Origin of the sequence: Dongshaea marina (genome assembly GCF_003072645.1) — a bacterium.
Taxonomy (GTDB): domain Bacteria; phylum Pseudomonadota; class Gammaproteobacteria; order Enterobacterales; family Aeromonadaceae; genus Dongshaea; species Dongshaea marina.
The window spans coordinates 2,926,383-2,939,228 of record NZ_CP028897.1 but is presented as its reverse complement, the minus strand read 5'-3'; the positions used below and the strand labels follow the sequence as shown (position 1 = coordinate 2,939,228).

Sequence of the window (12,846 nt, the reverse complement as noted above, 5' to 3'; positions counted from 1 at the left end):
ACCATGCACATAAACCAGTTAACCGAGCTGGCTATCAACTGTACCGCTGAACTATCTGAGGAGCTGGGGGAGCTCAGTCCTCAAGAGGCCGTGACTGTGCTTCTGCAAATGGCACTTATGGCTGCTGATGATGGTAGGGATATGCCAGCCCTCTTGGGGAAGTTTCAAGAGGCGGCCTGGCCTACGACACGAGCGGCTGCAAAAGATAATGAGGAGGCTGTCTGGATGCTACTAGCCTCTGCCGCTGGAGGCTTCAACTCGCTGGTGAAAGGGAGCTGATAGAGGCAGCTCATGACTGATCCAAAAGGTGATCCAAAAAAATGGATCACCCTGACATCCCCTTAAGGTAATGCGGTGATAAAAGTCAGGCGTAGCAAGGCGCAGCGGTGATCCAAAGCTGATCCACATTGAAAGAGAGTGAGAAATATTGAGTATTCAATGGTACTGGGAGCTCAGCCATCTCTGACTTTTTTTAGTTGGAGAACATGGCATGAGCCGTTCAAGAAAGAAAACGATTAGCTACGCCCTCAACCGCCCAGGAATGAAGAGGCACAGCAACAAGAGGGTTCGCAAGGCCGCGATGGTTCCAGATGGCCGAGCATACAGAAAGTTTGCGTGTAGCTGGGATATTTGCGACCACAAGGGGGTGGATCATAGCAACCAGACCACATTCATCCGATACCGCATGGATGTGGGATGCCATCTCAGCCCCTGGCACATGGCAGATACAAAGGAGCAGGCCGTTAGAGCTTGGCATCGTGCAATAGGAAAATAGTAAGACCAAAAGGGAGGATTTACTCCCTTTTCTCAAATACAGCCAAATTGGATCTGAGCAGGGATTATAATAGCACGAAAGGTACATTAGTAGGTGCATAGACTATGATTGCTGTTCAATTGTTGATTACATATCAGGTGGTTATGTAGATTATTAGACTCCCCCAGCTCCACCACCTACAGGTCCCACCAGGGACCGACTAAGCCCGCAAATCCTTATCATATAAGGGATTGCGGGTTTTTTTATGCCTGTAGAGTCTTATCTGCTCAGATAAAGTCCTGGCTTTCGCCTTCGAGCTGGGTGCAGCCTGTAATGACAATCTGATGCAGGGAGCTTGAATTACAGAGCATTATAGGGTTATTTGGTAGGGCAGTTTTCATCGAGCAAAGGAAGGTAACATGGGCAAGCAAGAGGCAATGGAGTGGCTATTAGGGAATCTGGAGCAATGGCCGAGCACCCCCAACGAGGTCGCAGCAGCGAGTCCTCCTGGATGGCACTGGGTTTATAGTGTGGTTCAAAAGAGTCTATACCTGAGTGACAACCAGAGTGGCTGTATCTTTGAAATCGACTGGCTGGAGGCTCGACTTGAGGTTGCGGCGCGTGAAGTGGTGCGATGACAGCCTTGATAGGTGATGAGATCCCCAGTGATAGCCGTGAGAAGTAGCTACACTTGTGGCTCAACATTGGCCGGAATCGTTTGATAACCTGCAAACCCTTACCTGGGGTGGCGGGTTTATTATGCTTTTTGTTTATTGCATCGCGATTCAACCGCCAGGATGATCTTGACCCTGATGAGATGTGTCCCTCTGTAAGAGCCGGGTCGGCTAACTTTGCCGCAGCTTGGATCTCAACCAGCCCAAGGCACTCTCTTCACTCTCAAAATACTGCAGGAGCAGAGGCTTTTGGTGGGGGGAGTGTGCGTACTCATCAACGACCATTTTCTGTAAAGCCATACCTGTGAGGATGGCCTGGTATCGCAGGCCGCAGTCGGTCAGTATTCTGGTGGTTGTGTCAAAAAACTCCATCACCTCCGGTGGGCAGGTTTCCCAGCGGCGCAGATCACACATTACCCCCAGGAGTGCGGTTTAAACTGTTCGGCATGTTTTAGCACTTCACTAACGGAGCTCTGGGCGGTTTCTAAGTTCCAGGGACCGATAAAACGGCATACCAAGATTCTCTCCTGCGTTAGCGCAGTATCACACTCAAACTCACCATGTGCTTGCTTTTGGTATTCCATACAAGGTTTCTCAGAGCAGCGAGGCGTTCCACTAAAAGTATAATCAGCAACCTTTGTTGCGGTTGAGGCTGTTACAATTTCTTTAATTGCCAGGCGAAGTTCAGGAAAAAGAGGGATGATATTTTCTGCTACGGATGGCAGACTCTGTTGAGTTAGTAAAGCCTGTTGACCAAGCGGGCAACGGAACTCAGGGCAACAACAACTCTCACGCACCAAGGCACGTAAAGGATTTAAATGACCAATACCAATAAACCCACCCATGTCGGGACTATCCTCAAAGAGGACTATCTGGCTCCCATGGGGATGAGCCCAAGTGATCTGGCGTTGAAGATGCGACTGCCTGAGGGGCGGGTGATGGCGATTCTCAATGGCAGAGAAAAGCTTAAAATCCTCACGGCCACCAAGTTGGCTTCAGCCTTAGGTCATCACACAGGCTACTGGATGGATATTCAGAAACGATATGATGCCTGGGCTGCTGAATCTTCTGAGGAGTTGCCTCAGATTGGGGTCAGCCAGGAGCCGGATTTAGCTCTGAGCCGGGTCAGTATGGCTGAGCTTAGCCGTGAGACAGAAAAAGTGATCAAGGCGACTCAGGGGGGAGCCTCGAGATTGAGCACAATGGTGAAACTCTGGCCTATCTGTTATCAGTGCGTGAGTACCAGGAATTGAAAAATATCCGATAGCAGGCTCAGTTGAGTGCAACTGCAGGGGGCTGAGTTCCATTTAGGATAGGCGAAATGTAAGGAGCAGGTTTATGAAGCTATCTCCAAGTCAACTTAAGTTATATGGAGACATTGATAAGATCCTTTTTTTTGAATGGGATCCGGTTGGGGTCTCCCGGATGAGTGATGCTGAGGGGGCTCGTGATGAGTATCAGCCATATATCCCCAGGGTATTCAAACTGGCGATTGAGAGTGATGCTCCGGAGCCAATCGCGCAGCTCCTGACTGAGCTCTCGACTCAGAGCATGGGCTTGCCGGCAGCACCCGCTCATGATCTGGCGATCGCTCAGATGATAATCTCCGCCAAGGGCTGAGCATATCTGGCTTTTGGCGCACTCTCTGCAAGAGATCCACGATCGTCAATAATCTATCAGGCAACGGAGCGCCTATGCCGGAGTTCAAAAAATGCTCGATGTGTTCTGCTCTGTGGAAAAGCAGGGAAGATTTTATCTCAGATCCTGAGATTGTTCTCAATGGCTATAAGGCTGATTTTGAGAGCCTTGATTACGGATTATTTTTATTTACCCATGAGAAAGAGGGTTGTTGCTCTACACTTGCCGTTGAGGTCGGGGATTTTAAAGATCTCTACCAGGGGCAAGTCTATTCGGAAAGGAAGACCGGAGGGCCGGAGTGCCCACGCTATTGCAAAGATGAGCACCAATTAGCAAGGTGTAAGGCTAAGTGTGAGTGTGCTTATGTAAGGGAGCTGATGCAGATGCTCAAGTAATAATGGTGTTGGCCTGCTCCCTGCATTGAATGTTGGAATCGCCTGAATCCTGACACGGAGAGAGAAGGATGATGACAACACGACAGCAACTCGCCCTGGTCCTTCAACAGCTTGAGGCTGAGGAAGGGGTGGAAAATGTCAGCCTGATCCTGGCTCATTCACTGCTGGCGATCGCCGCGGGTTATGATGATGGCCCCATCACCTGGCAGATTGACTCTGATATCGTCAGTGGTGAGCTGGTGGCTGAGGTATTGGCAGAGGATCGCACCCTAAACTGAGGTTGTCTTTTCAAAAGAAGATGAGCCCGCACCTTGTGGCAGGATATACAGATACGGGCTTGAGTTACTGAGAAAAATAAATAGCTGCTCCTGATACTGCTCCATCTGCTGAGATCAACCCGCAGACTTACTGTGGATCCGACTCTCATCCATGAGACACGTTACCGGCTCAGCGATAATCACCAGTGCCCATTTATCTCTCGTTCCATTGCTAAGAAGCCGTTTCACCCCGGGCGCAAAGGATCTGCCTGAGCAGAGCTTGGCAATCTTTCCTGGCGCTGGCAATTTGGGGCGGTTGATTAGCCGTTATCTGACTGCAAGCTTAGATTCCAGCCTCTCGATCAGCTCATTGGTGATCAAAAAGGGATCGATGTGCTCCCCATCGATACGAATATCTCCGGTGACCAGCCAATCCGAGTGTGTCGCAGAGTCGTTGGCCGGTGAGGCATCAATCACCCGGGTTTCAATACCGCGGCTTCCATCCGGGACACCTGAGCGGATATGCAACTCTAATACTCCCTGTTGTGAGAGATGCAGGTTTACGGTTTTTTTATGCTGCAACATAGCGGCAGTGACCGCATCAGCAATTTTTGCCCTTGAATTATGTAACCATTCCATAGTGTTTCTCCTTGGGATCATGGTGACTGGCACCCCTTGCAGGGCTTAAATCACTTTAGAGTCAAGGTGTTACCCATAGAGCAAGGCAGGGTAACAGGCGATTGCTGTTCCTGCGGATAGGACAATAGGATACCGAACGGCTGCTAGTTAATCGGCTTGCCTTATCGGCAAGGGAACGCGGCGTCACAGCGCTTACGGCTCAAAAAATAGCGTTGACTCTTCCATAGTAAGGACTCGAAGGGGGGGATTCAGCGCTATAGCTCACAAAATAAGCATAAGTTCATCAGAGGCTAGGGGCTGTCGTCATGAGCGGACTAGTTTGAGTACAATATATTCTTTCATCATTAATCTGGAACTACACAATGAAGAGCCCAGCCCACCGACGCCATGACATATCAGACCGAGTATGGAGCCTAATCGAACCCCATATATTGGGAAGAAAAGGTGATTGGGGAAAGGCGGGTCGAGATAACCGACTCTTTATCAATGCTGTTTTTTGGATTTTAAGGACAGGCTCACCTTGGAGAGACCTTCCTCCCGATTATGGCGACTGGAAAAATACCCATCGACGCTTCAGTCGCTGGCGTGATAAGGGAGTTTGGGCTCGCCTCCAGGAACGTTTAATCCATGAGCCTGATTTTGAGTGGCTGATGATCGACGCCAGCCATATCAAAGTCCACCCAGATGCCAGCGGTGCTCAGGGAGGTAATCAGGATATGGGGATAACAAAAGGGGGCTAAACAGTAAAATCCACGTGGCTGTAGACTCTCATGGCATGCCTGTTAAGTGCTTTGTTACCTCAGGTACAACGGCAGACTGTTCTCAGGCCTTGGCTCTGATTGATAGTGTCGATGCTGAGTATTTACTGGCTGACAGAGGCTACGATACCAATGCCTTGGTCTCCCAAGCCGAGTTTCTGGGAATGAAAGTGGTTATTCCATCGAGGAGAAACCGGAAGGTGCTACGGGAGCATGATAAAGGTCTCTATAGAGTTAGGCATTTGGTAGAAAATGCTTTTCTTCATCTGAAGAGGTGGCGAGGAATCGCGACACGATATGCAAAAAATACCGCTTCATTTGAAGCGGCGGTTCAAATACGTTGTGTAGCACTATGGGCTGCCATCTTATGACGACAGCCCATAGCCTCCGAAATATTTTTGATAGAGTTTTTGGTAGGCCGAAGTTGTTTTGAATTTTTTCAGCTCCGAAGAAAACTCAGCCACAAACTCGGGGCTCATCGTTTTTTTACTAAAAAGGTAGTAGAGACCGGTTTCCTTGATGGGCTTGTCTGTAATCGGCATAAGCTTATGGGATATCTCCATCTCTTTCATGATTGAAAGGCCCACGTACAACTCGCTAATGATGTAATCAAAACGTCCCAGGGCAAGTTTAGTGAATGCCTGCTGGTCGGTATTTACCAGCTTATAGTTACTATGCTTTCTTAGAAAATCCCACAACTGTGGGGTGTAGGAGTAACCCCGGACAACCCCAACTCTATGCTCCTTGAGGCTATCAAAGGATTGATAATTAAGACGCGCCTCATCCTGCTTGCGAATAAAAAACACCCAGGGAGACTTGATGATAGGCTCATCCGGAAGGTAGCAGTAACGGTGGCGGTTTTCGCTGGGGCTGGCGCTATAGAGAATATCCAACTTACCGTTAAACACCATCTGCTCCGCTTTGGCCCAGGGATAGATGGTGATCCGATTGTACCTGGCTTTCATCATGTGGATCAGCTTCATACGAGAAAGAACCTCTGTCAGCATCTCGCTACTAAAACCAGTCACATTCTGCTGTTCATCGTAGAACTCGTAGGGAGGCCAGTCATCGGTGGCAATTTTGAGGATGGTTTCACCGTTTGCGACCTTGAGGCTAAACAGGCAGATACAGAGCAGTCCGATCGCCAATCTTGTAGTGAACTTCATAACAGAGCCTTACACCCGGGTAGGTTTGGGTTCCTGCGAGCCACAAACAGCTGGATGGTGGTTTTGACTTTTTAAGTGTATGAACCAAGTCCTATTTTGTAAAAAAGACAATTGAAGGGCGGAGCCGAATGAGACCGTTAGAGCGAAGTGGAGTTTGCCAGGCAGATCTCCTGACAAACTCAGTTTCTTTATGATCGTTTTAAATCAAGGGGGAGTAAGAGAAGGGCTAGCTACAGAGCCAGTTGTGAGGCGAGCTCTCCTCGTCAGAGGTTAGGGCCGGCATGACACTAAACCCGGCTTTTAGGTCAACCGCCTTAACCGTTGTCCGGTAATCACAAAAATCATCCTTACGTCCGGCATCCTGGCTCATAATAAAAGCCGCTGTCTGGAGTTGGCCATCGACTTTTGCGGCTACAACTTTCCAGTAGCCATTTGGGATCATCACCTGGCTGTTGGCCGGCAGGGTCGGCATAGGTTGTGATGGGTCGTAATAGGGGCCGGTCACCACATAGACCTCTCCATTTGGAATATCCGCTTTATCACGCACCGCCTGCTCCAGTTTTTCCCAGGGCCCCTGGTTGAGATCACTTTTTTGCGGTGTGATATTAGAAAGATAGTCGGTTGCCTTCCAGTCTGAAAACCCACACAAAGAGCCCAACGGTGCCTGATGCCCCCTGTCGGTTGCAAGCTGTGCGTGGGCTCCCGAATAGTCTGAGGGTTGCAGGGTATGGGTGGGATCTAAATCCGGATCTGCTTTCCAGACTCGCGAGCACTTATGCCCATCGCTTGGATGAATCGTTACACTGGAGACCCGATATGCCACCCAGTCGGCAAATTTTGTGCTGCCATTGTTATCCAGAGCATAGAGATCTCTGACGATCAGGTGATCGCCGGAGGGGGCTCCCACCGGACAGCTGTGCTGATAGCAGACCGGGGCCGAGATGGACTGCGCAAAGGCGCTAGTTGTCAGGAGCAGGGCGGAGCTGAGCAGAAGGTACTGTTTTTTCATGATATTTGTTCTGATTTTAGCTAGGGAAAAAAAGGCTAGCATGAAACCAGAGGCGGGAAACTTGATCCGGGTTGGAATTGCTAAACCCCATTTTCGGCAGTTTACAAAATCTGAAATCGCAGGCACTAAATCCATAATGCCTGCGCAGGGAGGTTTCACTTAGCTCTACTAGTGCTGCATCGCTTAAATACTTTTACCACCCACTTGTTCAATGAAGTACTTGAGCCATGGGCGAAGTTATTCGTGGAATAACGTAGCGCGAGGTATGGACACCGAGCAGGGAAAGGTTATCAAGGATGGTAATCGGCGAGTCACGTAGCTCGATGGAGGCGTGAAGTTGCTCACGGAGCAACTTCACGCGAGATCGGACATCGAGCTGGAGAGGTTTATCAGGGATGATAAATGCATCGCGCGGAGTAAGGTTTTTCCTACTTTTGACGATCCAAAAGTAGGGTGCAGTCGGGCACCCCCGACATTGTTTGCAGTTGTGGTGCAAGCAAAAGCACTCAGATAAGCGGTACAGATAATAACGCTTATCTGCTCTATACCAGTATGTATTTGAGTAGAAACACCAGCGCAACGCCGATGACACAAGGATTGAGCGCTTTAAAGTGCCCGGTCCCCAGTTTGATCACCACATAGCTGATAAAGCCCATGGCGATGCCGTCGGTGATCGAAAAGCTAAATGGCATCATCACCGCGGTAATAAAAGCCGGGGTTGCTTCACTGAGATCGTCCCACTGAATTTTAGAAAGCTCGGAGATCATCAACACCCCCACATACACCAGAGCCCCTGCAGCGGCATAAGCCGGGATCATCTCTGCCAGGGGGGCAAAGAAGATCGCCAGCAGAAACAGCAGGCCAACGACAACCGCAACCAGCCCGGTTCGTCCTCCAACCGAGATCCCTGAGGAGCTTTCAACATAGGCTCCGACGGATGAGGTTCCCATAAAGGCGCCCAGCATGGATGAGAGGCTATCAACGAACAGAGCCTGTTTCATTCGGGGAAACTGCCCCCGCTCATCAGCCAGTCCGGCCTTATTGGTCAGGCCGATTAAGGTGCCGGATGAATCGAATAGATTCACCAGCATGAAGGAGAAAATGACCCCGGCCAGGGCCTGATTAAAGGAACCTTTCAGATCCAGCTGTCCAAACACAGGAGCTATGCTGGGAGGCGTGGAGATAATGCCGTGAAACTCGGCATTTCCGGTCACAAGGCCGAGGATGGTGGTCACCACCATGGCGATTAGCACCGCGGCGTGCAGCCCGCGAGCCGCGAGGATCACGATTATAAAAAATCCTAATGCGCCCAGCAGGCAGGAGGGAGAGCTCAGATCGCCCAGGCTCACCATGGTGTCCGGATTACTGACGATGATCCCCGCATTGTGCAGGCCCATCAAAGCGATCATCAAGCCAATCCCACTGGCGATGCCGATCCTAAGCGAGCTTGGGATATTGGCCAGGATCCAGTAGCGAACCCGAAACAGGCTGAGCAGGAAAAAGCCAAGGGCTCCCCAGAAAATGGTCCCCATCCCGGTTTGCCAGCTGTACTTCATGCTCACAACCACCACAAAAGCGAAAAAGGCGTTGAGTCCCATGGCGGGGGCCAGGGCGATAGGCAGGTTCGCAATAACTCCCATCAGGATTGAGCCAATCGCAGCGATAAGGCAGGTGGTGACGAAGACCGCGCTCTTATCCATGCCGGCATTTGCAAGCAGCTGGGGGTTCACAAAGATGATGTACACCATGGTGAAGAAGGTCGTGATCCCGGCGATCACCTCGTTGCGCAGTGTTGTGCCATGAGACTTGAGCTGAAATATTCTGTCGAGCAGGCCAGCACGGGGAAGTTGTGAGCCTGGAGTATCCTGTTGCATATCTATCTCTATTTAAAGGGGGGAAGAGATTGCTTGATATTCAGCACTCCCAAAATTTCATGCAAGCCGCATCAAGTATTGAGTGGAAACTGAGCATCAATCGTTAAAAAGCGCGCCAATCTACCATTATTGGGCTGTGGTTTCAAAAAATCACAGTTATCCTAGCCAAACACTAGGCTGGCGGTTGGGAAGAGAGTCTCAACTAACCGTGTTATCCTCTGATTGATGACGTTGAGCTTGATGGCCTGACGCTCCTTGAACCGCAAGAGATTTGAATCTTACTTCGAATCAACGCGCATCTTCTGGCCTAACCGGACAGAGCAATCAGTTTGGCGATTTAGGGGTAAACGATTCGGCTATCATTCATTTTGATGAGTAAGGTTAAGGGACCACATTTTTAGCTGCGCAGGATGATGCCGGCGCTATCGGCCTAAGAGGATTTTTCCAGAAGGTAGAGGCTCTCGTGAAGATTATCCATCTGTTTTTCAAGGAGGCTCTGGGCATCATAAATCGCCCGGTTATAGAAATAGGGCCCCAGCTCTTTGCTCAAAAAATCCAGCAGGAACTCTGCATCAAACTGCTCAAGGGGGAGATCCAGCTCATCGAGCAGGTATTTCTGGATTTTAGTAAGGATCTCGGCTTTTTCCTCGTTGGAGAACTGGATAGCGCTCATGCTTATTCCTATTTGCTCAGTGATTGAATCTGTCCCAAGGGGGAATTAATTATCCGGTGGTGAATTGTTCAGTGCACAGGGCCGAAGAGGGCTGAATCACCAGGATATGTTGTCAATTCACCCATCTTGGGTGATTTTACGGCAAACAAACCTTTTTCTAGATAAAAAGCTTGCACCCAGAGCCAGAGTACTTATAATTCGTCTCGTCTTCAAGACAAGCGGGAATAGCTCAGTTGGTAGAGCACAACCTTGCCAAGGTTGGGGTCGCGAGTTCGAGTCTCGTTTCCCGCTCCAAAAAATGAAGGCGCGTTGGCAGAGTGGCTATGCAGCGGATTGCAAATCCGTGGACCTCGGTTCGACTCCGGGACGCGCCTCCAGTTCTCTTTATATCTCCTGACTTTTCGATTCTTTTTCCAGCAACTTCATTGCCAGCAATCTGTTACAATTGGCGCCATCGCTGAGTAACAGGAACTTCTTTCATGATCGAAAATTTTCAGCTTGAACATCTGCTCAATGAGCTTCTTGAACCCCATTTTTATCGCGATTACTGCCCCAATGGGTTGCAGGTCGAAGGGCGCTCCTCGATTCGAAAGGTGGTGACAGGTGTTACCGCAAGCCAGGCTCTGATCGATGCTGCAGTGGCTGAAAAAGCCGATGCCCTGCTGGTTCACCATGGTTACTTCTGGAAGGGGGAGGCTGCACCTCTGGTGGGGATCAAGCAGCGCCGCCTTAAGACGCTGTTGGCCCACGATATCAATCTTTTTGCCTATCACCTTCCCCTGGATGGCCACTCCCTGCTTGGAAATAACGCTCAGCTGGCCAAGCTTCTTGGGCTAGAGGCCTTGGGAGGACTGGATCCGGCTGAGAAAAAGCCGATCGCCATGTTGGGTGAATTGCGTGAGAGTGCGTCGGCGGCCCAGTTAACCCAGCGGATCAAACAAGCGCTGGGAAGAGAGCCATTCGTATGTAGTGATTCCGGGCCGGCGGTCATCAAGCGGATTGCCTGGTGTACCGGTGGTGGTCAGAGCTATATAGAGCAGGCCGCCCGGGCGGGCTGTGATGCCTTTATCAGTGGTGAGGTTTCGGAGCAAACTGTGCATATTGCCCGGGAGGGGGGATCCACTTTTTCTCTGCGGGGCACCATGCCACCGAGCGTTATGGCGTGAAAGCATTGGGGGAGTGGTTACAGCAGCAACATGGACTGGACGTCAGCTTTATCGATATTGATAATCCGGTGTGAAAAATCGCCCGCCATCGATTTGAGGTGGCGGGCGCTGGCTTAATGACAACTCATGGTTGATTGGCTTAGCATCTGTTGCAGGTAGGCAACCACCGGGGTACAGCTGGAGTGCTCCAGGAGCATCTGCTTCTCACTATCGGAGATCGGCAGCAACTCAAGCCAGCGCTGAGAGATCCAGGCCGCATCGTCGAGCGCCTTTTGTGGATGTAGCTCAGACAGCTCTGGGTAGCTGAGGTAGATGTCTTCCAACATGGACGCTAAAACCTGCTCTTCACCATCTAACAGTTGATCCTGCCAATTGGGGAGAGGGTCAATGTCAGCCCACTCGAGCCCATCACGGGCCTCGCGGACCTGCTTGAACTTAAAGCGATCGATCCCTTTTACTGTGATCGACAAGGTTTGATCCGGGGTAAGAAAAAAATCGATGATTTCGGCTCGGGTTCCTATTCCGTGCATGCTATCAGGTGTCAGATTCGATCTTTTTTGTTGTTCATCAATAAAACCCAGCGCAATCAGCCCATCCTGGGTAAGGGCCGCCTTGCACAGTTCGACTTGGACGGGATCGCTCAGGCGTAACGGCAGGATCCCGCCCGGAAGCAGATGGCAGGTGATACGTAGTAGTGGCAGTGATGATCTTTCCATAACTTTATCCCCTTAAATCTGAGCCGATATAGGGAATAATCAAAAAGTGTGCCAGATAGAAAAGGATATCAATGAGTCCCCTATTGGCGGGGGCTTGCAGAGTGTCATGATGATGAGAGACGCGTTATTTTTTGGCAGTGTCAAAAAAATAACGCTGAAATAACCAATAACCGGAGCCCAAGGGAGCTCCGGTTAGAGAGGGAGTTACTCGTTACCAGCTTCTCCTTCAGACTCCTCAAGGTAACCTTTTTTTACCAGCTCCAGCCAGAGATCTTCGGCTTCCAGAATTGCGTTTTTAGCACTGGGATCTTTTTGGGAGTTTGCGAACATGGCCGAAAAAATTCGTGCTGCATTTTTAGTGACAAACTTACTCTTTTTATCCATGGTTTCATCCTTGTTGGTTTTGACACAAAGGGGGTCATCAGGGGTTTATTTTAGCTGCTCATGATAGAGAATAGCCGCTTCGGTACGAGATCCAACCTCGAGTTTACGCAGAAGGTTTTTAACATGGGCCTTGACGGTTTCCGCGGTAATCGTGAGGTTGAGAGCGATCTGTTTATTGCTGAGCCCCTGAGATAACTCCCTGAGGATCTGCCATTCGCGGCGGGTGAGGGTGGCTAATTTCTCCTGAAGGCTGTGCTCACGTTGATGCAGTTGATCCAGATAGTGATGGACCGCCGGGCTGACCACCCGCTGGCCACTCATCAGGTGCCGGAGCTGCATGATTAGCTGGGTTGGCTCACTATCTTTAAGAAGGTAGCCATCGGCGCCATAGCGGATCGCATTGATCACATCCTGGCGCTTATCGGAAACCGTGAACAGTGCCACCTTGTTGGAGAATTTTTTCTGACGCAGCAGGCGCAGGGTTTCTAACCCGCTGAGTCCTTTCATGTTGAGATCCAGAAGAATAAGGTCGGGATCCAGCTCCAAGGCAAGTTCGAGCCCTTGCTGCCCATCACCAGCCTCGGCGATCACCTCGAAAGGGGTATCAGAGCTCAGGGCGCCGATGATCCCTCTTCGGATCAGTGGATGGTCGTCAATGACCAAAACAGTATGCTGTTGCATTTCAACTCTCTTGTAGGGTTGTTGGAGTTTATTGCATCGCCCCGGCCGCTTCTGATTATTGA

The 12,846-nt window shown here is 50.3% G+C and carries 17 protein-coding genes, 2 tRNA genes and 1 pseudogene; 10 read left to right on the top strand and 10 right to left on the bottom strand.

Annotated elements, in window-relative coordinates:
• Window positions 1–3: 3 nt before the first annotated feature.
• Both DB847_RS13830 and DB847_RS13820 read left to right on the top strand, forming a co-directional pair.
• Window positions 4–279: a hypothetical protein gene (locus DB847_RS13830; protein WP_108651227.1), complete on the top strand. Its 276-nt coding sequence runs from the start codon at window positions 4–6 to the stop codon at window positions 277–279.
• Window positions 280–1,173: 894 nt separating this feature from the next.
• Complete coding sequence (locus DB847_RS13820; RefSeq protein WP_108651225.1) at window positions 1,174–1,392, top strand: hypothetical protein; 219 nt, start codon at window positions 1,174–1,176, stop codon at window positions 1,390–1,392.
• A gap of 207 nt (window positions 1,393–1,599) precedes the next feature.
• Here the strand turns inward: DB847_RS13820 and DB847_RS25670 are convergent, their stop codons facing one another.
• A complete protein-coding gene (locus DB847_RS25670) occupies window positions 1,600–1,800 on the bottom strand; it encodes a hypothetical protein (RefSeq protein ID WP_234418405.1) in 201 nt (66 codons plus the stop codon).
• A 41-nt stretch (window positions 1,801–1,841) separates the two neighbouring features.
• Complete coding sequence (locus DB847_RS24425; protein ID WP_159084627.1) at window positions 1,842–2,273, bottom strand: hypothetical protein; 432 nt, start codon at window positions 2,271–2,273, stop codon at window positions 1,842–1,844.
• Between DB847_RS24425 and DB847_RS13810 the strand changes: the two genes are divergently transcribed.
• The 4 genes from DB847_RS13810 to DB847_RS13795 all read left to right on the top strand — a co-directional run bounded on the left by DB847_RS13810 (window position 2,247) and on the right by DB847_RS13795 (window position 3,739).
• Window positions 2,247–2,681 (top strand): HigA family addiction module antitoxin, encoded by a 435-nt coding sequence (locus tag DB847_RS13810; protein ID WP_108651223.1) that lies wholly within the window; start codon window positions 2,247–2,249, stop codon window positions 2,679–2,681. The two genes, DB847_RS24425 and DB847_RS13810, sit on opposite strands and share 27 nt — an antisense overlap.
• An 85-nt stretch (window positions 2,682–2,766) precedes the next feature.
• Complete coding sequence (locus DB847_RS13805; RefSeq protein WP_108651222.1) at window positions 2,767–3,048, top strand: hypothetical protein; 282 nt, start codon at window positions 2,767–2,769, stop codon at window positions 3,046–3,048.
• Window positions 3,049–3,122: 74 nt separating this feature from the next.
• The gene (locus DB847_RS13800; RefSeq protein ID WP_108651221.1) at window positions 3,123–3,461 is read left to right on the top strand and encodes a hypothetical protein; all 339 of its coding nucleotides are present in this window, start codon (window positions 3,123–3,125) and stop codon (window positions 3,459–3,461) included.
• 68 nt (window positions 3,462–3,529) lie between these two features.
• Complete coding sequence (locus DB847_RS13795) at window positions 3,530–3,739, top strand: hypothetical protein (protein ID WP_108651220.1); 210 nt, start codon at window positions 3,530–3,532, stop codon at window positions 3,737–3,739.
• A 306-nt stretch (window positions 3,740–4,045) separates the two neighbouring features.
• Here DB847_RS13795 and DB847_RS13790 read toward each other — a convergent pair whose 3' ends face one another.
• Window positions 4,046–4,357 carry a hypothetical protein gene (locus DB847_RS13790; RefSeq protein WP_108651219.1) on the bottom strand — a complete coding sequence of 104 codons (312 nt, stop codon included), beginning with the start codon at window positions 4,355–4,357 and terminating at the stop codon, window positions 4,046–4,048.
• Window positions 4,358–4,719: 362 nt separating this feature from the next.
• Here DB847_RS13790 and DB847_RS13785 point away from each other — a divergent pair.
• Window positions 4,720–5,486, top strand: a protein-coding gene (locus DB847_RS13785) for an IS5 family transposase (protein ID WP_108651218.1) whose coding sequence is annotated in 2 segments (ribosomal slippage) — window positions 4,720–5,095 and window positions 5,095–5,486 — 768 coding nt in all. Because the reading frame shifts where the segments join, the coding sequence is not laid out codon by codon here.
• On the opposite strand, the gene DB847_RS13780 is transcribed toward DB847_RS13785, so the two are convergent.
• The 4 genes from DB847_RS13780 to DB847_RS13760 all read right to left on the bottom strand — a co-directional run bounded on the left by DB847_RS13780 (window position 5,481) and on the right by DB847_RS13760 (window position 9,837).
• Complete coding sequence (locus DB847_RS13780; RefSeq protein ID WP_108651217.1) at window positions 5,481–6,281, bottom strand: substrate-binding periplasmic protein; 801 nt, start codon at window positions 6,279–6,281, stop codon at window positions 5,481–5,483. The two genes, DB847_RS13785 and DB847_RS13780, sit on opposite strands and share 6 nt — an antisense overlap.
• Window positions 6,282–6,507: 226 nt before the next feature.
• Window positions 6,508–7,290 (bottom strand): DNA/RNA non-specific endonuclease, encoded by a 783-nt coding sequence (locus DB847_RS13775; protein ID WP_108651216.1) that lies wholly within the window; start codon window positions 7,288–7,290, stop codon window positions 6,508–6,510.
• Window positions 7,291–7,832: 542 nt separating this feature from the next.
• A complete protein-coding gene (locus DB847_RS13765) occupies window positions 7,833–9,164 on the bottom strand; it encodes an NCS2 family permease (protein WP_108651214.1) in 1,332 nt (443 codons plus the stop codon).
• Window positions 9,165–9,594: 430 nt separating this feature from the next.
• Entirely contained in the window at window positions 9,595–9,837 is a 243-nt protein-coding gene (locus DB847_RS13760; RefSeq protein ID WP_108651213.1) for a DUF2164 domain-containing protein, read from the bottom strand.
• Between the two features lie 218 nt (window positions 9,838–10,055).
• Here DB847_RS13760 and DB847_RS13755 point away from each other — a divergent pair.
• The 3 genes and pseudogenes from DB847_RS13755 (at window position 10,056) to DB847_RS13745 (ending at window position 11,077) form a co-directional block, all read left to right on the top strand.
• Window positions 10,056–10,131: transfer RNA gene (locus DB847_RS13755), tRNA-Gly, on the top strand.
• A gap of 9 nt (window positions 10,132–10,140) precedes the next feature.
• Window positions 10,141–10,214, top strand: a tRNA-Cys gene (locus tag DB847_RS13750).
• Between the two features lie 102 nt (window positions 10,215–10,316).
• Window positions 10,317–11,077, top strand: a pseudogene (locus DB847_RS13745) (Nif3-like dinuclear metal center hexameric protein).
• Window positions 11,078–11,116: 39 nt separating this feature from the next.
• Here the strand turns inward: DB847_RS13745 and DB847_RS13740 are convergent.
• The 3 genes from DB847_RS13740 to DB847_RS13730 all read right to left on the bottom strand — a co-directional run bounded on the left by DB847_RS13740 (window position 11,117) and on the right by DB847_RS13730 (window position 12,784).
• Entirely contained in the window at window positions 11,117–11,719 is a 603-nt protein-coding gene (locus tag DB847_RS13740; protein ID WP_108651212.1) for an LON peptidase substrate-binding domain-containing protein, read from the bottom strand.
• 204 nt (window positions 11,720–11,923) lie between these two features.
• Window positions 11,924–12,103: a hypothetical protein gene (locus DB847_RS13735; RefSeq protein ID WP_108651211.1), complete on the bottom strand. Its 180-nt coding sequence runs from the start codon at window positions 12,101–12,103 to the stop codon at window positions 11,924–11,926.
• A gap of 45 nt (window positions 12,104–12,148) precedes the next feature.
• Window positions 12,149–12,784, bottom strand: a complete 636-nt coding sequence (locus DB847_RS13730) for a response regulator (protein WP_108651210.1) — start codon at window positions 12,782–12,784, stop codon at window positions 12,149–12,151.
• Window positions 12,785–12,846: the final 62 nt, after the last annotated feature.

Bases quoted from the DNA above. Each gene is read 5' to 3' on its own strand.
- DB847_RS13730 (WP_108651210.1), bottom strand. From the start codon at position 12,784: ATGCAACAGCATACTGTTTTGGTCATTGACGACCATCCACTGATCCGA.
- DB847_RS13830 (WP_108651227.1), top strand. From the start codon at position 4: ATGCACATAAACCAGTTAACCGAGCTGGCTATCAACTGTACCGCTGAA.
- DB847_RS13810 (WP_108651223.1), top strand. From the start codon at position 2,247: ATGACCAATACCAATAAACCCACCCATGTCGGGACTATCCTCAAAGAG.
- DB847_RS13790 (WP_108651219.1), bottom strand. From the start codon at position 4,357: ATGGAATGGTTACATAATTCAAGGGCAAAAATTGCTGATGCGGTCACT.
- DB847_RS13735 (WP_108651211.1), bottom strand. From the start codon at position 12,103: ATGGATAAAAAGAGTAAGTTTGTCACTAAAAATGCAGCACGAATTTTT.
- DB847_RS13795 (WP_108651220.1), top strand. From the start codon at position 3,530: ATGATGACAACACGACAGCAACTCGCCCTGGTCCTTCAACAGCTTGAG.
- DB847_RS13765 (WP_108651214.1), bottom strand. From the start codon at position 9,164: ATGCAACAGGATACTCCAGGCTCACAACTTCCCCGTGCTGGCCTGCTC.
- DB847_RS25670 (WP_234418405.1), bottom strand. From the start codon at position 1,800: ATGGAGTTTTTTGACACAACCACCAGAATACTGACCGACTGCGGCCTG.
- DB847_RS13805 (WP_108651222.1), top strand. From the start codon at position 2,767: ATGAAGCTATCTCCAAGTCAACTTAAGTTATATGGAGACATTGATAAG.
- DB847_RS13780 (WP_108651217.1), bottom strand. From the start codon at position 6,281: ATGAAGTTCACTACAAGATTGGCGATCGGACTGCTCTGTATCTGCCTG.
- DB847_RS13800 (WP_108651221.1), top strand. From the start codon at position 3,123: ATGCCGGAGTTCAAAAAATGCTCGATGTGTTCTGCTCTGTGGAAAAGC.
- DB847_RS13820 (WP_108651225.1), top strand. From the start codon at position 1,174: ATGGGCAAGCAAGAGGCAATGGAGTGGCTATTAGGGAATCTGGAGCAA.
- DB847_RS24425 (WP_159084627.1), bottom strand. From the start codon at position 2,273: ATGGGTGGGTTTATTGGTATTGGTCATTTAAATCCTTTACGTGCCTTG.
- DB847_RS13775 (WP_108651216.1), bottom strand. From the start codon at position 7,290: ATGAAAAAACAGTACCTTCTGCTCAGCTCCGCCCTGCTCCTGACAACT.
- DB847_RS13760 (WP_108651213.1), bottom strand. From the start codon at position 9,837: ATGAGCGCTATCCAGTTCTCCAACGAGGAAAAAGCCGAGATCCTTACT.
- DB847_RS13740 (WP_108651212.1), bottom strand. From the start codon at position 11,719: ATGGAAAGATCATCACTGCCACTACTACGTATCACCTGCCATCTGCTT.